At 49.0% G+C, this 19,800-nt stretch carries 11 protein-coding genes; 2 read left to right on the plus strand and 9 right to left on the minus strand.

Going from position 1 to position 19,800, the window contains the following annotated elements; all coding sequences use genetic code 11:
* Positions 1–12 precede the first annotated feature (12 nt).
* From WFK81_RS09640 to WFK81_RS09680, 9 genes are all read right to left on the minus strand, one after another.
* Positions 13–2,889, minus strand: coding sequence for an extracellular solute-binding protein (locus WFK81_RS09640; protein WP_336786194.1), 2,877 nt, complete (start codon positions 2,887–2,889; stop codon positions 13–15).
* A gap of 94 nt (positions 2,890–2,983) precedes the next feature.
* Positions 2,984–5,059: a hypothetical protein gene (locus tag WFK81_RS09645; protein WP_336786195.1), complete on the minus strand. Its 2,076-nt coding sequence runs from the start codon at positions 5,057–5,059 to the stop codon at positions 2,984–2,986.
* A 31-nt stretch (positions 5,060–5,090) separates the two neighbouring features.
* Positions 5,091–6,476, minus strand: coding sequence for a glycoside hydrolase family 30 protein (locus tag WFK81_RS09650; protein ID WP_336786196.1), 1,386 nt, complete (start codon positions 6,474–6,476; stop codon positions 5,091–5,093).
* 496 nt (positions 6,477–6,972) lie between these two features.
* Positions 6,973–10,095, minus strand: a complete 3,123-nt coding sequence (locus WFK81_RS09655; RefSeq protein ID WP_336786197.1) for a glycosyl hydrolase family 95 catalytic domain-containing protein — start codon at positions 10,093–10,095, stop codon at positions 6,973–6,975.
* 11 nt (positions 10,096–10,106) lie between these two features.
* Positions 10,107–10,982: a carbohydrate ABC transporter permease gene (locus tag WFK81_RS09660; protein ID WP_336786198.1), complete on the minus strand. Its 876-nt coding sequence runs from the start codon at positions 10,980–10,982 to the stop codon at positions 10,107–10,109.
* A gap of 15 nt (positions 10,983–10,997) precedes the next feature.
* The gene (locus WFK81_RS09665; RefSeq protein ID WP_336786199.1) at positions 10,998–11,930 is read right to left on the minus strand and encodes an ABC transporter permease; all 933 of its coding nucleotides are present in this window, start codon (positions 11,928–11,930) and stop codon (positions 10,998–11,000) included.
* An 82-nt stretch (positions 11,931–12,012) separates the two neighbouring features.
* The gene (locus WFK81_RS09670) at positions 12,013–13,653 is read right to left on the minus strand and encodes an ABC transporter substrate-binding protein (protein WP_336786200.1); all 1,641 of its coding nucleotides are present in this window, start codon (positions 13,651–13,653) and stop codon (positions 12,013–12,015) included.
* A gap of 217 nt (positions 13,654–13,870) precedes the next feature.
* A complete protein-coding gene (locus tag WFK81_RS09675) occupies positions 13,871–16,195 on the minus strand; it encodes a helix-turn-helix domain-containing protein (protein ID WP_336786201.1) in 2,325 nt (774 codons plus the stop codon).
* A 271-nt stretch (positions 16,196–16,466) separates the two neighbouring features.
* Positions 16,467–17,051, minus strand: coding sequence for a spore coat protein (locus WFK81_RS09680; protein WP_336786202.1), 585 nt, complete (start codon positions 17,049–17,051; stop codon positions 16,467–16,469).
* 195 nt (positions 17,052–17,246) lie between these two features.
* Between WFK81_RS09680 and WFK81_RS09685 the strand changes: the two genes are divergently transcribed.
* Positions 17,247–18,158 (plus strand): ArsR/SmtB family transcription factor, encoded by a 912-nt coding sequence (locus WFK81_RS09685; RefSeq protein WP_336786203.1) that lies wholly within the window; start codon positions 17,247–17,249, stop codon positions 18,156–18,158.
* Between the two features lie 136 nt (positions 18,159–18,294).
* Positions 18,295–19,788, plus strand: a complete 1,494-nt coding sequence (locus tag WFK81_RS09690; RefSeq protein WP_336786204.1) for a glycoside hydrolase family 43 protein — start codon at positions 18,295–18,297, stop codon at positions 19,786–19,788.
* Positions 19,789–19,800 lie beyond the last annotated feature (12 nt).

A 19,800-nucleotide genomic window follows, 5' to 3' on the forward strand; every position in this document is an offset into this window, starting at 1 on the left:
CATACTCACAGATTACTCCTCTTTGGATTGATTCTTATTCAGATAAGACAAATGGAACTCCGTTCGTTTCTTGGTTAGCTCCTTGTCTACTTGCTTAATATTCAGGAAGAGCGCCTCCCGCGGATTCTGACCGCTCGTTACGACTGCACGGAATGCATAATCAATCGCTCTCGCCGTCATATAGCCGCCAGGCACTTCGGGCACACCCACCGTGTTCTCGAATTGCTGCGTTAATTGCTCCGAATCGCTCATCGACCAAGGCAGCTGCTTCAGTACGTCAACATTAGCTGTCGGGTATCTTGCTGCTGAGCCCATGACCGCCTCGAGAGCATTGGCATATTGCGTTTGAGTGTCGTTATCCAGCCACCACTGCATAAACTTCCATGCTGCGTCCTTATTCTGCGAAGTATTCATCATAATGCTGTCGACCGTCTCGGAAACAACGGAATGATCGATACTTCCATCCTGCTGCTGCGTTCCAGGCAGCGGAGCAAAGGACCATAGCCCCCGGATTTCCGGAGCAAATACTTCCAGCTGGTTGTAAGTCGTATACGGGGCAATACCGATCGGCATCTGGCCGGTTCTGAACCGGTTCGAGAAGTCGGCGGACACAGGCAGCCTGTAGCTTGTGAAAAATCTGGTAAGCCGGCTGAATGCGTTCATGGCGCTGTCTTCGTATAAACCGCTCTGAATACCGTAATCTTTCCCCGTACCGCTATAGAGATTTCCGCCGTACTGGTACACGATCGACGGGTAGAGAGTCTGGCCGTTCATATAAAAATCGTAATTGTTGGCATGCAGGATCGAAATCGCCTTCTCTACTTCATCCCAAGTCTTCGGAGGCTCTAAGCCGAGCTGGTCCAAAATATCCTTCCGGTAGAACATCATCATAAAAGTCTGCTGCTCGGGCAGACCGTATACACCGTTCTGATAGGTTACGGTACTCATGGCGCTGTCATTGAACTTGCTTGTCATTGCGTCAATCCCGTCCAGCTTGGATAGATCCACCAGCGCATTACGCATGGCGAAATTTACGACCGTAGCTTGAGGCACGGAAAGCGCAACATCGGGTCCGTTGCCTGCCAAGGTTGCGGGAAGAATGACATCCTCCGGAATCAGCTGCAGGTCTATCGGAATATTCGAATTTGGCGTAAAGCTCTGGTCAATCAGATTTTTAATAATTTGAGCCTGATCGCGTCCGGCCGGTATCCATACCTTAAGCGCATCTTTGTCTGAGGATTCGGATACTTTTGTCTCATCGACGAAGAAGGTAGAGAGGAACCTGACGACACCGTTGTAGCCACGATTCCAAATGGAAGGTTTTGCCGCAGGCAGCTTCGCTTCAGGCTTCGATAACGTAAAGCTGTCCAGCAGAAGCGGCATCTCCGATATGGAGGTTACCCATGTCCCCAAGGAGGAGATATTGTTTTCCAGCGTACCCAGCTCATTGATGACGCTTTCAGGTTTGCGGCTTATCCGTTCAGCCTGAACCTGCATCTTCTCGACAATGGCTGTCTTCTCCCCCTTCTCGCCGGTAATCCGCACCAATTCGTCCACTACCGTTTTTAACCGGTCGCTTTCCGACTTGAACGTTTCCGCGTAATTCGGGATTTTGGCCGTAATTTCATAATCGATATATTTGTCCGGCACAAGACCGGTAATTTGTACGGTTTTGCGGTACAGTTCGCTCAGTGCTAGCACACTCTTCTCAACCTCCGAAAGAGGCATGGCGAACTCGCCTAACACGACCTCTAGAGAGATCGAATTTTCCCCTTTTTTCAGTGGAATAAGATACTCCTCCGAACGGTTACCCAGCACATAATTGACGAACCCGGAATGAAACCCGAAAGGCATGGCCATCGCTTCGCGGAAAGGAACCTCCCCGTTAACCTTCAGCTGCCGGTAGGACATAACGCCCCGGTTCATATTCTGTTCCCCTCTGAACGATATCCGGTATAGTCCATCAACAGGTACGGCAACCCGCCAATTAATATAATCGCCCGGTGTTCTCCAGTTAGATCCGCCAATCGTGTTCAGCTTAATTTTGTAAGGATGATAAGGAACAGTGTTAGGGTTGCTGTAATCTGTGGACATGACGATGTCTACGGATGACTTCTCAATATCAAGTGTTTGCTGATCGGTTCTTTCCGCCTGATAGACGAGATTCGCTCCGTCATAAACCTTGTATGTACTCTCCCATTCCTGAATCCTATCGGCGTATGGTTTAATTTCCGGAGCAGCTTTGAGGCTTATGTTGCGAATTTCCATCGGTTCCTTAACCGATTCAAGAGTAAGCGTGTGTGTACCTGAGCTCAGGTAAAATTTATAAGGCTCCAGACTTCTTCGCTGCGAATCGCCGATATAAACAGTCGTTAACTCAGGTTTTTCCACAGCAACAGGCAGAATCTCATTGCCATCTTTCTCAGCAATAGCTTTTCCGCCGCTGTTGTCCCATTTTTTATTGAACGTCAGCTGATTCATGCCATTGAACAGGCTTTTATCGTCAACAAATAACTTTCTTTCTATCTTAGAGTTAGTACCTTCAATAGGAAGATAGGACACGGCAATATTGTAAAAGCCCGCTTCCCGTACGTTCACCTTCCATGTGATCTTCCCGCTGTCACCGGTAATGACCGATTCCGAGACCTTGCTCGCTTCCATGTCGTCTGAAGTTATATAAGATAAAATGTCCAGATTGACTTCGGATGCGGCCAGCTTTCCGCTGTATCCATTACTTGTAAGATAGCTGGCATACGTTTCATCCACATAGTCCGGACTATCCTGCGGTACCGCTGCAGTGCTCGCGTCTACACCAGCTGCTTCTCTAACAGGTATGAAGAAGACCAATATACAGACAATGAGAATACTGCCGGCCAACCATTTCTTCACCCTGATCCCCCCTATGCCTCCGTAATAATTTTTGCAGGTGCTATGACTAGTCATAGCACCTGCAAACTTGAGCTCAATCTGCCGTTTGAAGTTGTTACTCAGCCACCGTTACCTTAATGGCCAGATCTGTCTTATTTCCTGCATAGTCGGTTACCGTGAGCGTTACATCGTATTCCCCTGGAGTAGTCACATCCAGGTTGCCGATATCGGCTGTAATATTGGCTTTAAGGTCAAAGCCGTCTTTGTCTACTGCCTGATCCACGAAATCGTTAGCCCAACTAATGACGGAAGCGTCTTCGTTGACTTTAATTGTTCTGAAGCCTTCCTTCGCTTTAATCGTTGGCGCAGTTTTGTTATCCGGATCGTAGACGATAATAGCGAAGTTGCCTTTGCCTTCGTTACCGGCCGCATCCTTGGCAGATACCGCAAGCCCATTATCGTATTTGCCTACTTCCGCAGGTTTAGCAGCGCTAAAGTCAACGGTCACATTAGTAAACGCAATATCGCCATCGATACCGTCTTTTGCTTTTACATAATCCTCCCACTTCACAGTTGAAAGATCGGTGCCTTTTGCAACCGCAATCGTCTTAAGCGACTCGAAGGTTGGAGGCATGTTATCGACTGTTTTCTCCGAGCTGAGCGTCGTCTCAATGGCATTCATGGAATCCATAATGGTATTCTTCTGAGCGTCGATAGCACCCGCGTATTTCGGCGAACCATTTAGACCATAAAGGGAGTTACCCAGAATCGTATCTGTCCATTGGCCGCCCCATGGCATAATAGTCGCGAATTCATTCGGCTTGCTGCCTGCAATACCTGTGAAAGCCTTCATAATATCTTCGCCCAGCGTTTCATTCGTTACGTCAAAGCCGTAGTTAATCGCTGTATTTTTCGCCTGCTTCGTGAAGAAATCAAGTGCCTTATCGCTGCTCGACAACGTTTTGTAAACGGTCGACCAATAGATCTTATAAGCTTTGAGCGCAAGCTCTGTCTTTTCTTTCGGAACACCCTTCAGAACGGCCATTTGATTGCCAGGGAAAATAACTTGCTCGTACTTCGCATCATCAGCAGCCAAGTCGTCCGGTCTTGGGAAAGGAACAACGCCCATCGACTCCCCGCGTCCGGCAAGCGCCGTACCTGCACCGTTGGACAGCCATGGCACCATGTTCGTAAACACCGTCTCACCGTTGCCAAAGTCGCTGCCATTCCATGTCCAGCCCGGAACCGGAGTGTCATCTCCGTATCTTACGGACATCATCAGTTTCTTCGACATCAGCTCATCAATATATTCAACGGCTTTCTTCGTTTCCGGTGAATCGGCGGTTAATCCGTTTACGCCGTAGACTGCGCCTCCATTAGCGTGGATGGCCTGCAGCGCCGTATATCTGTAGTCCGTTTGGAATGCCTTGATCGGCACATCCGTACGTACTGGCGATTTCTTGTTCGCATAGTATTCATTGACCTTAGTCAAATAATCTTTAAAAGCGGACCAAGTCCATTTGCCTTCTTTCCACAAGTCTGTAGGATAGACGGTTTTACCGTTTTCCTTCAGGGCATCTACCTTATCGAGGTAAGATACGTTATACACGAGAGGCCACGAATTGACGAAATCGAGAATATAGTTCAGGAAGTAATTATGGCCGAACATTTTGTCGCCCATCATCCAAGAGTCATCCGCATCGCTGAAGATGCTTTGATACTCGTCCAAAGGCTGGAAGATGTTTTGTCCGATCAATGTGCCTTGGGAACCGCCCCATAACAAGCACACATCGCAGATTGGAGCATTGGCGAGTACCGATTTGAGGAGCGATTCTCTGACATCGCCAGGGTATTGAATCCATTTAATCTTGACATTTAACTCTTTCTCAACGGCTTCTTCAGCCTTTTGTCTGGCGAGCAGCTGATCTGGAGCCATGCCGGAGGCACCTGTTACAGGGTCCTTCCAGCTAGGGTCATCTCCCGCCTGCCAGTGAGTGCCGAAAATAATTTCTGTCGGCTCACCAGTTGGCGCTTCCGAAGCATCGGCGGTTTGAGTTGTGTTGCTCGACTGCGTAGCTTCACTGTTTGCTGCATTGTTTGTGTTGCTGTTCCCGCTTTTGCACGCACTTAACAAAGTAACAAGAATAAGTACGATAACGATTGCAGAATGACCCTTCCATTTTCTTGCCATACTCTAGACCTCCCGTTAATTGTGTGTTGAGTTAGGAAAAGAAGCTGAATTTACCTTTCTCGATTACAAAGGTTGTGATCGACTCCTTAGGCAGAACATAGTTCCCCGGTCTCTTCACCTCCTTCACAAGCTCAAGATTCGACTGCTCCGATGTTTCATAGATTTTTGTTTGATTCCCTTTAACGTTAGGAAGAGTAACCAACTTCTCCCGATTAGTCGGATTCACCGCTACGATTACGGTTTTATCCTTCTTCGGACTAACGTAAGCGGATACAAGCACATCGCTGTCTTCGCTTTGCGCGTCAATGCGGTGATAGCCTGGTTTAATAAATTTCGAATAATTGCCGAAGCTCCACATCCGTTTGGCCGTACCATACTTTCTGGTAGTAGGATCAACATACACAAGAGCGTCGCGGTAATCCCCCTTGGCTACAGCCAGCCATTGATCCCACTCCACGACATTTAATATCGTCATGTCCTCGTAAATGGTTTTTGCCAGCACCAGGGCTGCTTCCATTCCTGCGGCATTGCCGTTCACCATCTCGCACCATTCGGTCTGGCGGAGCGGCAGCAGGTTATCGAACTGAGAGAAATAGGAGGCGGCGATCTTCTTATCCTTGTCGCTTGACCAATAGGAATGTACGGCGTAAGAATCTAGGGCCTTCGAGAGAACATCGTCAGCCATAATTCTTTTGTACATAGAGAGCGTATAGTTCTGATCATTCCAAGCGCCGGACTCATTAATCATCAACTTGACGGGAAGCTTTCTTCTCTCCAGCTCCAAGGCCACTTTGCTGGAGAGGCTAATCACCTGCTCCGGCTCGTAATGGCTGCCCTCCTGCCCATTCTTCCAATCCCACTGAGGTTCATTAATCGGACTAAGATAAGTAACCGGAATGCCTTCCTTGATAAAAAGCTCGGTAATATCTACGAGATAGTCGGCGAACTGATCCTCGTTCTCGGGCCGCAGGTTTGACTTCCCGGTTTTCTCGCCGGAGGTATAGCCGGAAACGGTGAGTCTAGCAGGCGGACTGTTCGCGTACAGTTCAATGGAAGCCCCGCGTTTAGCCGCTTCTTTCATGGCCTTGATCGCATTGCTGTCTCTATTCAGATCATAGACACCCGGCGACACTTCAATCGTTTCGGTCGTACGCCAAGGATCCGTTGCTATTGCAGGCCCTCCAGCGCCGATATTGTATCGGTAAATATTCAAGCCGATGCCTTTGTTCGAATCGTATAACAGATCCATGATGTCGCTCAGATTATCCCAGCCGCCGACATCCTGTGCCCACCATGCGCCGGAGGCCCCAAATCCGTCTATTGTTTGGTGAATGACGTTATAGTCAAGATTAATATTTTTCCCGGCCGGGACATCTGCAGGGGCATCCTGCGTAACCGAATTATGATTATGTATCATGAGAATGCACGTTACTATAATTACCAATGGAACCAATGTTAGCGCATACTTAAATAATGAGATTCGTATACAATCACCTCTTTACTTAATGGATCCTAATAGCGGGAAATGTGTGCGATGTTGTGAAACCTATTTCATGTAATGGGTTTCATAAACGGCGTGAAGAAAGGAATACTTAATGAAATTTCGATTCTGCTTGCATTGAACTGCCCAGCAGCGCCGTGAAAGTCGAAATCGATACCGTTTAATGAAATGGGTTTCATTAAAGGAGAAGAAGAGATACCTATTGGTGCTTCAAACACGCGCAAGGTAATGTAAGGGCTTTCATCATTTGTTGTTTATTATATTATTCCAGTAACCTATTTATGTCAATAACATCCATGGAAAAATGTGAGAAGTAAATAAGAACCCTACTATCTATCAATGAATATTAACCCGGAAGATTTAGTCATCCGGGTCTTGTTCCATTAAGCTATTGCGAACGGATTTCTTCCCATTACAAATACGAGTAATTTCGATTGATAACCAGCAGATTCACCCGCCATGGCAGCCCGTCGGATGAACGGAAACGAAGCGATAGGCAGCCATCCTTTTTTTGCGTAATCGGAATCATATCCGTCGCATATTTCCCGGCTTTGAGAGGCTTATCCGGCTTCCACTTCAGCTGTCCCGGAATTTCAAGCTCCGTCCAGGAAGGAGCCTCCTCGTCTCCCGTGACAATCAGCAGATCGTATCGCCCTTTTGGCAGCTCGATCCTAAAAACCGCATCGCCTGTTCCGCCAACGAAATCCCTCCTAAGCAGATCAGGTGCTCCACGATCGATTGATGTAATTTGATCCGTCCGCTCCCAGCCCATTCCGCTGTATGTCGTAAAGATCGTATCCGGAGATACTTTTCGAAATGCCTGACCAAGCACCCCCGCAACATGAATTTGGCGAGGCAAGGCTTTGAAATAATTTTTGGCGAGCAGTTCCTCCTTTACGCCAAAATCCAGGCGGTATGCGGCTAGCCGCGATACTCTGCTGTTTCCCGCGTAATAATCGAAGGTAAAATGATCGAGCAGCCGGTAATGCTCCGTGTCCCGGTTTTTCCCCAGAAATACGCGCCGCCTTGTGTGCGCTTCATGAACATGCGGGCTGCTGAAGGCATTGTCACTCCTAATCCCCCTTGTATAAGTCTGCGGCCAATCTGACTTTAAAGTACCACCACCCGCTTGATTAACATAGACGAGATAATCATCGCCTTGAACCGTATCAAAAACTAAACATCCTTGCTCACCGCTATACTTCTCCATCGTCAGGACACGTCCGGACAAGTTCACAACCTTGATATTGTCCTCATCGTCAAACGGATTCCTCAAAACAACCTTTCCGCCGGCTAAGCTTCGTATATGAACCCATTCCGTACGTCCTTCGTTACGTCTGGCACTCACTTCGAAGCCGCCAACAGCCAGCAGTCCACGGAATGAGCAGGCCTCCCATTTGCCATAAATCCGCTCCTCTAACTGATGGTTATACATGTTATTTGACCGTTCCCTTGCCGTGGTTCCTTCCGGAACAGCCGGGAATATTTCGATTACGCCGTCATAGCTTTGCAGCAGCATCTCGTTTACGGCAGCGACAAGCTCGCCGGAGGCCTCCATCATAAACGGATGGTACAACGGTTCGTTGGTTATGTTACAGTAATTCATCCACCTTTCCGTCTCCTCCGCGAACAAGCCGTTGCAACGAAGCGACAAGTCGATCCCTTGCTCGTATAGAAGCCGAAGCGCATCATCTCCTTTGCCTAAACGCGAGGCCGTACAGGACAGCCAGCCGAATTGGAACATGCCGAATTCCGTATTCTCCTCCGCGTAACGAAGCGTATTTTCCGCCTGCTGCCTGAGCAACGGATTCGCATGCCTGTCGATTTCGCCAATCGGATAAATAGGCATTAATAGCGACGGATGCCGCAGAGGAAGATCAGGAGGCGCCCATTCTGAATCGAGCCATACATTCCCGTAACGCGTGGAGTCCGCACCAGGATACGGAGCCAGCCTCCCCGCGATTTCCTCCCATCTTCTCCGCTCTTCTTCCGGCTTGCCAAGCAGCTTGCTTGCTTCTATTGCCATGTGAAATAAATAGCGAACGGATGCCAACGTGCAGGTGGAATTACGCGCAAGCGGTCCTTGCTCCGGCGAAATATCCGGGAAGACGTTGTACAAACCGCTCTCGGCATCAAATAACAATAACCCTTCAAAAAATAGGGCGATCTTTCGAATCAGCGGATACGCCTTTTCCCGCAGAAACGTCTCGTCCACGCTGTACCGGTAATAATCCCATAAAAACTGCGCGCACCACGGCCAAATGCTGTAATACAAGGCATGCGGGTAATCCGCGGCAATCCCGTCCAATCCGTAGAATTGCTTAGCCATCCGTTCAGCGCTGCTAGTATAGGAGAGCAGTCCTTCATTAAACAGGCTGGCCAGCTCCAGATGATTAGCCGTATACAGCGGCCAAAAAGCAGCTTGAATATTAACATCCCAATACCACATGCTGCCCCACTTGGTCGGCTGTTTGATATCCCATAGACCGTTTAGTCCGCAGGCTTGTTCAGGCATGGTACCTCCCCGTCCGCTGCTGCAGGAAAGAGCATAAAGGTTGATTCGGTATAAATTTTCAAGCAGCTTATCCGGAAGCGTAACGGACGAACGCCTCCAGAAGCCCTGCCAATAGGATTGATGCCGTTCTCTCGCCGCGGCTAGTCCGGCAATAGAGTGACGCAAGCGCTCAAGAGCAGCCTGCAGCGGATCCTCTGCCTGCGTCTCCGTAACAACCGTCGTAAGCAAAGTTAGGCTATTCTCGGCAGCATCCAACCGAATTCGAATAGCTCCGGCGCTGTTCACGGTTGTTCCTTTCGCGCCAAGCAGCTTTGTCATTACAACAAAGGAGAAGGGGCGATGACGTTCCTTGTCTTCCCCGTCCGGGTAGAAGGAGCCTATATAATAAAAGGTTGTGTCATCATGCGAATGGTAGGATGCTTTTATATGATCTTCATATCTTCTTAACGGCAGCTCAAGCTCGATTTCGCTTAGCAGAGCGGGGTCCGTTTGATTAATATCCGTGACAATGAAATCCCCATCCTCGGCCACTATCGTAACAACCTCGAGTTTCTTGTCCTCTTTCTCAATTCGCAGCCGGACTTCCGCCTTGATCACGTCAAGCTGCAGTTCGTAATGATCCGGATCCCTCAGCTCTGCTGACGGATAGAGTTTTATCTCTCCGGTCGGATAATGGGAGCTTCCCCCGGGCGGCTTGCCGTATTGCCGGTACATGCTGCTGTCGCTCAGGGCATCTCCATATAGAAAGAACGGCTCTTCTGAAGGGTTGCGGTACATTTCCTGCGCATGCTTCCGAAGCTCGTCAAACGTACGGCCATACTGCAAACGGAAATGTTGTCCCTCCCCTTGCTGGAAGGCCGTGCTGTAACGGTGCAGCTTGCGATAGTACACCTCGTAGTGGTTAAGCGCCATGGTCATCGTCTCATCTTCGTAATAGACCATTCCGCCGAAATGCCCATTGCCAAGCGGCAAGGCTTCGTTCCAGCTGCTTGGCGCATTGTCGTACGTCACCGTTGTCATAGGCTATCCTCCTACCCTTTGATCGCCCCGATCATAACGCCTTTAACGAAATACTTCTGCAGGAACGGATACAAGCAAATTATTGGCAACGTCGACACGATAATCGTCGAGTATTTGATCGTTTCGCCAATGGCGTATTTATCATCGCTGGCCGCACCGGTCATCATCGAATCCGTGCTGTTCGCGATCAGAATGTCGCGGAGCACGAGCTGAAGCGGATACTTCTCTGTGTCGCGCAAATAGACGAGCGCGCTGAAATACGAGTTCCAATGGCCTACCGCATACCATAGAATCATGACGGCGATAACTGGCATGGAAAGCGGAATGACAATCCGGAATAAAATCGTCCATTCGCCAGCCCCGTCCATTCTAGCCGACTCCTCCAGGCTCGCCGGAATCGTCTGGAACGAGGTTCGCATAATAATCAGGTTATACGTGTTGATAGCGACAGGAATAAGCAGCGCCCACATCGTATTCATCATGCCAAGCTTGTTAACGAGCAAATAACTCGGAATCAATCCGCCGTGGAAAACCATCGTGAGCACAATGAGGAACATCAGGAAATGCCGGAAATACAAATTCGGCCTGGACAACACATAGGCGCCGATCGCGGTCATGACGAGGTTAATTGCCGTTCCGAGCAGCACGTATAAGAGCGTATTCTCATATCCTTTCATAATCATCGGGTTGCGGAATACGGCCCTATAGGCGCTTAAATCAAATCCGGCAGGCGCCAGCAGCAGCCCGCGGTTCTGCAGAAAAGCCGTTGCATCGCTAAACGACGCGAACAGTACATACAAGAACGGATAGAGCGTCACCACGCAAAGGCCGATCATCAGAATGACGTTTATCCAGCCGAATACCCTCTCTCCCATCGTTCTTTTCATAGCAAGTCTCCTCTATCACCACAATTTGGTCTCGCTGAATCGCCTGCTGATCTTATTGGCTGCCACAATCAGGATAAAGCTGATTATCGAGTTAAATAAACCGACTGCGGCGGTAAAGCTGTAGCTGGCTTCCAATACCCCTTTACGGTACACATAGGTTGAGATAACGTCTGCCGTTGAATAGGTAAGCGGGTTGTAGAGCAGGAGCACTTTCTCGCTGCCAACGGACATCATATTGCCCATTTGCAGAATCAGCAAAATGATAATCGTCGGCATGATCCCGGGCAGCGTTACGTTTAGCGTTTGTCTCCAGCGCCCCGCTCCGTCGATTCGCGCAGCTTCATACAGCGTTGGGTCAATCCCTGATATCGCGGCCAGGTAAATAATCGATCCCCAGCCCACGCCTTGCCAGACTCCCGAGGAGACGTACAAAAACCGGAACCATCCCTCCTCCTTCAGGAAATCGATCGGCTGGATGCCGAAGGAGGCAAGAAGCTGGTTCACAAGGCCGGTACGGCTAAGAAAATCGACCATCATCCCCGCCACTACAACAATGGAGATGAAATGCGGCAAATACGAAATGGACTGCACGATCCGTTTGAACGAGCTCTTCCGGATCTCATTCAACAGAAGAGCCAAAATTATCGCCGCCGGAAAGCCAAACAGCAGCTCGTAAAGATTGAGCAGAATCGTATTCGTAATTAAACGCCAGAAGTAGATACCGTTAAAAAAGCTTTCAAAATGTTTGAATCCCACCCATGCGCTGCCCCATATGCCATCGGACGGCTGAAAGTCCTTGAACGCGATCTGCAAGCCGTACATGGGGCCGTAATGGAAAATAATATAGTAAGCAAGAACGGGAAGCGCCATTAAATAAACGCCCCAATGCCGCTTCATATCCGTTTTTATCGTGTGCAGCAAAGCTGAATTCCCGACGCATTTGGACATCGATCCTTCCTTCCTCTCTGTTCAAGGTGATGCAATCGCGCTGGTGGAGGCGAGTTCGCTCGCCCCCCAGCCGATTCCGGGATTAACGCTTGGAGAAGCGTTCGAGCGCAGCCTGCTGAATTTGGACGGCATCGTCGATTCCCATGCTCTTAATCTTCTTCACGTAGTTGTCGAATTGGTCGATAGGCTCAACGCCCATAATAAATTTCAACAGCATCTCGTCTTTATAGGTATTGATATCCGTCATAATCGAGGCGAATTTGCTGCTCTCATCCTGCGTTGGCGTCACAAGCGGCATCTTGCGCTCAACCGTTGGCTTGGACCAGATTTCGAGAGCATCCTTCTGCTGCGGGAGAGCGAGATATTGCAATTGGAAATTATCGCTGAGCACAAACGGAGCGCTCCATGTGGCACGGTTATACTTGGCAATGGCCTGCTGGCTGCTGATCCCGTTAGACGGAGTCAATAGATCCTGCTTCAGGACAGCTCTGCCGTTCTCCATGGTATAACTTTCGCCCTCAATGCCGTAGTTGAACAGTAATTCGCCTTGCTCGCCATAGGCATAATCGAGCCATTTAACCGTTTCGATCGGATTTTTATCGCTTGTCGTAATCGCAGCGCCTATTCCGTTAAAGGCAAAATCCTTTTGCCCCCAAATCGGGGTATCCCCGGCGTTTAGCACCGGATAAGGAGCCGCAACAAGCTTGAAGTTAGGATCTTTGTCCTTCATGAGACCGGCATATTTGCCGATTCCGCCGCCGTTATAGGTAGCCGTTGCGCCAAGCAGGTTCGTTGTCATTTTATTGTCCAGCAGCTTGGCATTAGGCGCGGCGAAGTCTTTATCCAGCAGCCCTTCCTTATACCATTTGTTCATTGTCTCCAGGAACGACTTGAATTCCGGCTGAATCGGACCAAACTTCACGGTACCGTTATCCTGGTAGAAGCTGTTGTTAATTCCCCATGCGCCAAGGAATGGAGCGTCTACATTTAACAGGTCTTTGTCCAGATAAAGAGGAATTTCATCCGCCTGCCCATTGCCGTTGGGATCCTTTTCCTTAAACGCTTTCAAAACGTTGTACCAGTCATCGATAGTCTCCGGTTTGCTTAGACCTAGCTTATCGAGCCAATCCTGGCGGATCGCGGGTCCGAAAAACACCCTTACCTTATCGTCGCCGCGGAGGAACGGGAAGGCATAGATACTGCCGTTATCCGTCGTGATTTGCTTCTTCCAGTCCGGATGCTGGTCGAGAAGCTTCTTCAGATTAGGCGCGTATTGATCGATGAGATCGTTAAGCTTGATGATTTTGTTATCCTGTATCGCTTTCTCAGGTCCACCCAAATAATCGTTCCAATTGTATTCAATCACATCCGGAAGCTTGCTGGACACGATCATAAGGTTAAACTGCTCCTTTGCTTGCGCGGGGTCGAGCGGGGGATGCTGGAATTCAACCTTGACGCCCGATTCCTTCTCCCTCTCCTTATACATGCCCATTTCCGCGTAGGTTTTCATTTGTGCTGCGGCCGCGGCATGATTCGCTACCCAATAAGATAGCTGACTGAGCTTTGGCGGCTGCGTTTCCTTGCTTCCTGCCGATTCGGTTCCGCTTGTCTGCTGCTCGGCGTTTCCCTTGCTCCCGTTATTCCCGCTGCTGCATGCCGCAAGCGACACGGCAAGAGCCGATACGGTCAAAATACTGCCGGACCATTTTAAAGTTTTGTTCATGCGTGTGAACACTCCCCCTGAATTAGTGGCCATCGTCTTGCAAGCGCTTACGATTCCAAGTGTACGTGCGGAGGCCGAGGTGCGCCTACGCTCTACTTTTCATCTTCGTTGTATTTTCATAAGATTTCGGCGCAAGCAAAAAACGAGTCAGTTGGATCTTAAAACCGATCAGTACTCGATTTATAAAGGAAAAGACAGTCTCATGGAGACTGTCTTGCTATTCATTCAAGCTAATGGCATCCGGTACAATGGTCTCCCGGTATTTCCCTGGCGTAATTCCCTCAAGCTTTTTGAATCCCCGAATAAAAACAACATCATTGTTGTAGCCGACCAGCTGCGCGATTTGCGCGATCGTCAGATCCTTATTGTCCATCAGCAGCTTTGCGGCCTTCATCCGCTTCTGGGTAATGTAGTCGATCAGGTTTTGGCCCTGATTTTTCTTAAAGAAGGTAGAGATATACGGCGGGGTCATCCGAAAATGCTCGGCGATCATCGCAAGCCCCAGATTTGAATCGCCAATCATCTGCTCCACATAGGCCAGTATGTCCTGAAGCAGCTGGGTGCGATGATCGGAGCGCTCCACGTTGAAGGACCGGGTAAGCGTATCGTACAGCTCCTTTGTCTTGCGCTGCATCCCCTCAGCCGTTGTATAAGTAAACACGGCTTTTATCGGATCGAAGTCCTCGCCAAGCTCCTCCAGCTGATTCATATTGGTGGAGTTCATGATTTTCAGGAACGTACTGATAATATTGAAGAATAAACATTTCCCCATCTCCGGCGTGAAGTGGCTGGACGAGAAATTCATTTCGTAGATTTTGTCCAGCAGCTTGCCGGCATTGTCGGTATCCCCGCTTCTTACGAAGTTCGTCAGCTGAATCTCGATTTCAAGCGGATAGTAATAATGCTGTTTGGTGCTGGCAAGGTCTTGGTAATAAATAATCGCGTTTTTGCCTAAAATCAACCTGTACTCCAACGCGGCCAGTGCTTCCGGATAAGAGTTCCGAATCGCTTTCGGGCCTTCGTGGACGCCTCCGGCCGCGATCGTTATTCCGATTTTGAATCTCTTCGAAAGAATCTCGTAAAGGGATTGCACGATATCGCGAATGACAACTTCCTCGTTCCTCCGCTCCTTATCCAGATTAATCAGGAACGCAAGCCGGTCCCGCTCAAGCTCCACAACATATCCTTTCTGCGGAGACCCGATCAAATCAATGCCAATATTGGTAACCACAAATCTGGCCCTTGCCCACTTTTCTTCGTCCTCGTCCGAGAAAAGATGCACATCTTCGATTTTCACCAGAAATACGGCAAACCGGTCGCTAATAAAGCTCAATTCCATAAGTTGCAGAGACTCTTCATTCTCGGGGGACAGATCCACATCCATATAGCCGTGCAGCAGACGAGACAAGTAATTCGCCCGTATGAACGGTGTCTGCCTGGTCAGCGTATTCCGCAAATGCTTTTCTTCGTGAATGGATCCCTCAAACGTCTGCCTTATGAACTCATATTCATTGTAGAAGGAGCGTCCGTTTATGGCTTTGCCGCGCATAATCGCATGTATGGTGGCATGCAGCGGCTTATAGCTGCGGTATACCCCAACAATAACCGCAAGAAGTCCGGCGATCAGGCATAATAGGAATAATCCAAGCGCCCAGCTTTGAATCTGGTTCACCTGCTTCATGAACACATTATTCGGGGTAATCGATACATAGCGGAAGCCCGCTTTCTGGGAGCTTACGAACGATACCATCTGATCCACTCCCCCCATCTTGTAGGCAAAAGGAGCGTTCGTCTGATCCATTCGCTTCAGCAGGTCAGCCGGGAACAAAGCAGAGCCGGTGCTCATAATCGTCTGTCCGTTGTTACCCAGAATATAGATGTCGCTGTTGCTTGCCGATTCGAGCTGGGCGAACATGGCTTTGATCTCATTCACGTCGATCAGAACGATAAAGTTCCCCAGATGATCCGATGGCGAGCTGACGGGCAGCGTTTGTTCGTACACGATGACATCGCCCGGAATAACCTCGAGACTAGCGAGAGGATTAAGTCCGCGGGAGAGGGAAGTCACCGGCAGATAAGCCGATTGATGCGTGCTTTCCAGCATTCCGGCTTTCCACTGCTCGTAGGATTGATCTTTAAAGGTATAATTTGTTTCGTAAAACGTATGCGAATCGGTAAGCTGATCCGATTTGATAATCGTATCGCTTCGCGAGAAATAGATGAAATAATCAAAAATGAAGCTGCTGGTCATATTCCGGTAACGGGCCAGCTTGTCCCTCATAAATTCGACGAACTGATACCGGTCGGCACTGCTGGGATGCCCTTGTATCTTCAGCATGTAATCCAGCTTGGGATCGAATACAACCTGACGGGCGAGCAAATCCACTTCCGACAATTTATTGTCGAGGGTCAGCCTTAGCTGCTCCAGCATCGCTTCATTGGACCTGTTGGTGCTCTTCTCGAGGCTGGTTTCAACCTTGGTATACAGAAATACCCCCATAGCCAGCGGTATGTGAAGAATGAATAAATTGGAAATGATCATCGTTTGAAGCGCATGGCTTCGATTGCCGAAAAGCCTTTTATACATCCGCAGCTGCAAAGCTAATCACGTCCCATCTTGAATGTGATCACGTACATTTTGCATCGGACAACCATGAGGAAAATCGAGGCATATCGGAGGAAAAAATTTCTTGTCTTACATATTCGACAAGGTTTCGGAAGCTCCTTTATCTAAAGAAACAAAGCCGCTGCATTTTGAAATGCGGCGGCTTTTCTTCTAAGGCGATATTTCGTTAAAAGCAGAATTTCTCCGCTTATTGACGGAACGGAAACGTTTCGTTAATCGGTTGATTCATTGCATTTGCTGCAGGCTGATACGTCTGAAGAATCGTATTGGTTGTCTCTTCCTTCATCGTCGGCACTTGATAATAGCCCATGCGATTCATATATTGCCATACCTCGTAAGCTTGTTCGGCGCAATTCACCGAGCCTTGCTGCAGCATGCGGCGAACCTGAGGATCCGCGCATTCCAAAGCCGCCATCATTTTTTTCGCTGCCGAGTTCTTATGACAGAGCAGCATAGCGGTCGCGATGGCGCGGTCGTCAAACGTGCCTGCGAGATTTGGGCTTTGCGGCGCCGGATGATCCAGACCGTATTTTGGCATTTGATTTTCCATCGTTCTATACGGCGTCGTTTGCCCCGAGCTCTGCTGATTTAACGACTGTACCGCCGTTTGATATTCGCTCAACATCATTTGAGCGTGGCGGTCGAGAATTTGCGACAATTGTTGGTCCGTAACCATGGAACGATATAGTTGAAAGTGGTTAATGCCGTTGATAGCAGAAGTTAAAATTTCATGGATCTCCATCGTTTCGTGAGCGCCTAAATGTGCTGCCATTTCTAAAAATTCCTCCCTTAATTGAATTTGTGACCGGGTTATTATAACCAATATTTCCATGCTCATCCTTGATTGGTTCCGATGTGCAAAAATGAAGATCTTCATTTCTTGTTTAAACTCAAAAATTCCTTTATGGTGTAAGGGAAGGCTGAAGACGGAGCTTTTAGGAAGTTATTAACGACATAGGAGCAATAGATGATCAGAGCTAACGGAGACAAACAATTTCTGCCTTTATACGACGCGCTGGCAAGCGAGGTTAGGTGGAGAATTATGGAGCTGCTCGCCGATGTAGAAATGAACACCAAAGATATTGCCGGCCTCATGCAGCTTAGTCCGTCCATCATATCGATGCATGTCCGCAAGCTAGAACAAGCCGGACTGGTTGGCAGCCGCAGAGTCCGCCGGAATGGCGGAACCCACAAAATATGCTTTCTGACGGAAAGGCATATCGAGATTGAATTGCCTGTCACAAGCAAGCCTCGGCCATTCAGAGAGCAATCCATCCCGGTCGGCCATTATACCGCCTTTGAGGTCTATCCGACCTGCGGGCTTGGAACCCGCGAGATGGAGATTGGCGTCTGGGACGATCCCCGCTATTTTCTCGATCCGGAACGGGTGAACGCCTCTATTCTTTGGTTTGGAAAAGGATACGTGGAGTATAAAACGCCTAACTATTTGCAGCCCGATCAAACGGTCGGCGTCTTGGAGATTTCCATGGAAATCGCTTCGGAAGCACCCGGTCTCAGCGATCATTGGCCTTCCGATATCGCTTTCGCTTTTAACGGAATAGACCTCGGAACCTGGACAAGTCCAGCCGATTTCGGGAGAGCCGCGCGGGGCAGGTACACGCCCGATTGGTGGCATCGCAACGTGAATCAATACGGCTTATGGAAGACAATTCGCGTGGATACGGACGGCACCTTTATGGATAACGAACGAATGTCTGATGTTACTATAGCCGATCTCCGGCTGGCGGAGCCGTTTTGGACGCTTCGTTTTACGGTTGATGAATCCAGTCCTAACGTTGGCGGATTAACGCTTTACGGCGCCGGCTTTGGCAATCACGATAAGGATATCGTTATCCGTGTTTATCCCGAAGACGAGTAGATAAATTCACATGAATATGAATTCAACGAAAATAGTTCGCCGCTTCCCTCTTACACCATTGTACGCATGGCGCTTATGTTGTTTAATTTCCTTATTGGCGCCATTACCCAACATTTGATGAATTAGAGGTAGCGATATGAAATTCAACAACCCGGTTATTAAAGGCTTCTATCCCGACCCAAGCGTATGCAAGGTTGGGGACACTTATTATCTCGTATGCAGCTCCATGCAGTATTTCCCCGGCGTTCCGCTCTTCGAAAGCAAAGATCTCGTGAACTGGCATCAAATCGGCCATTGCCTGACTAGAAAAAGCCAGATTCAGCTGGAAAAAGTCAATAGCTCCGGCGGCGTCTTTGCCCCTACGATCCGCAACCATAACGGACGCTTCTACATGACAACCACCAATGATACCACCCGTCAAAACTTCTACGTGTGGACGGATGACATTTACGGAGAATGGTCCGAACCGGTTTATGTCGATCAAGGCGGCATTGACCCGGATTTATTTTTCGAAGACGGAAAAGCCTATTTCATGAGCAACGGAGCCGATGATTTCGGAGTTGGAGGGATTGCGCAATGTCAGATTGACATTGAAACCGGCCGCAAGCTGACTCCAAGCCGCACGATTTGGCAAGGTACGGGAGGTCGTTTCCTTGAGGCTCCGCATATGTACAACATTAACGGTCTGTACTATCTGGTAGCGGCCGAGGGCGGCACCGAATTCGGGCATATGGTTACTTACGCGCGAAGCGAATCCTTACATGGTCCCTTTGAGGCTTATCCCGACAATCCTGTCCTAACCAATCGCAATTTAGGCGGCTATGAGGTGCAGGCTGTTGGTCATGGAGACCTGATTCAGGATTGTGACGGGAATTGGTGGATGCTTCATCTTGGCTTCCGCCAAAGCGGCCAATGGCTTGCCTACCACCATCTTGGACGGGAAGTCTTCCTTACGCCTGTTACCTTCGGAGAGGATGGCTGGTTCACGGCTGGCCATAACGGCACTACCCTAAGCAGCTTTGAAACCGCTCTGATTTCGGATCAGATTGTTCAAACGGAGAAGACATGTTTTACCTTTGAAAATACGGACTGGGGTATAGATTGGTGTTATCTCCGGACTCCTGAGCCGGACAACTATTTGCTTGAACAGAGCAAGCTGACGCTGAATGGCACGGAGATTTCGCTGGATCAGGCGGACTCCCCGACCTTTATCGGCATCCGTCAAAAGGAATTTATCGCGGATATCTCCTGCGATGTCTCCTTAACCAGCGGAGAAGCGGGCTTAACCCTGTACATGGATGAGAATCATCATTATGATATCGCCATCCGCAAGTATGATGACGGGTATAAGGTAATTCAACGCCTGAATATAGGCGACATAAAGTCAATCGTGCATGATGTGAATTTGAAGCAAATGAATCAGGCGTCACTGCTCATCAAGGCAAGCCATACCCGCTACAGCTTCCATATCGTTACGGACGGCGGGCAGATTGATTTGGGATCGGCACAGACGAAGTATCTCTCTTCGGAAGTCGCCGGTGGATTTACCGGCGTCATTATCGGGCTGTATGCCTTCGGCAAAGACTCTCAAGCAGAGATTTCCAATTTTAAATGTGAGTATCTATATTAAAAATCAAGCCCC

Source organism: Paenibacillus sp. MMO-177 (genome assembly GCF_037147795.1).
In the GTDB taxonomy this organism is placed as follows: Bacteria; Bacillota; Bacilli; order Paenibacillales; family Paenibacillaceae; genus Pristimantibacillus.

What these genes read in the sequence shown, in the direction of transcription:
- WFK81_RS09655 (WP_336786197.1), bottom strand. Translation starts at nt 10,095, where the DNA reads ATGACAACGGTGACGTACGACAATGCGCCAAGCAGCTGGAACGAAGCC.
- WFK81_RS09670 (WP_336786200.1), bottom strand. Translation starts at nt 13,653, where the DNA reads ATGAACAAAACTTTAAAATGGTCCGGCAGTATTTTGACCGTATCGGCT.
- WFK81_RS09685 (WP_336786203.1), top strand. Translation starts at nt 17,247, where the DNA reads ATGATCAGAGCTAACGGAGACAAACAATTTCTGCCTTTATACGACGCG.
- WFK81_RS09680 (WP_336786202.1), bottom strand. Translation starts at nt 17,051, where the DNA reads ATGGCAGCACATTTAGGCGCTCACGAAACGATGGAGATCCATGAAATT.
- WFK81_RS09690 (WP_336786204.1), top strand. Translation starts at nt 18,295, where the DNA reads ATGAAATTCAACAACCCGGTTATTAAAGGCTTCTATCCCGACCCAAGC.
- WFK81_RS09665 (WP_336786199.1), bottom strand. Translation starts at nt 11,930, where the DNA reads ATGTCCAAATGCGTCGGGAATTCAGCTTTGCTGCACACGATAAAAACG.
- WFK81_RS09650 (WP_336786196.1), bottom strand. Translation starts at nt 6,476, where the DNA reads ATGATACATAATCATAATTCGGTTACGCAGGATGCCCCTGCAGATGTC.
- WFK81_RS09675 (WP_336786201.1), bottom strand. Translation starts at nt 16,195, where the DNA reads ATGATCATTTCCAATTTATTCATTCTTCACATACCGCTGGCTATGGGG.
- WFK81_RS09660 (WP_336786198.1), bottom strand. Translation starts at nt 10,982, where the DNA reads ATGAAAAGAACGATGGGAGAGAGGGTATTCGGCTGGATAAACGTCATT.
- WFK81_RS09645 (WP_336786195.1), bottom strand. Translation starts at nt 5,059, where the DNA reads ATGGCAAGAAAATGGAAGGGTCATTCTGCAATCGTTATCGTACTTATT.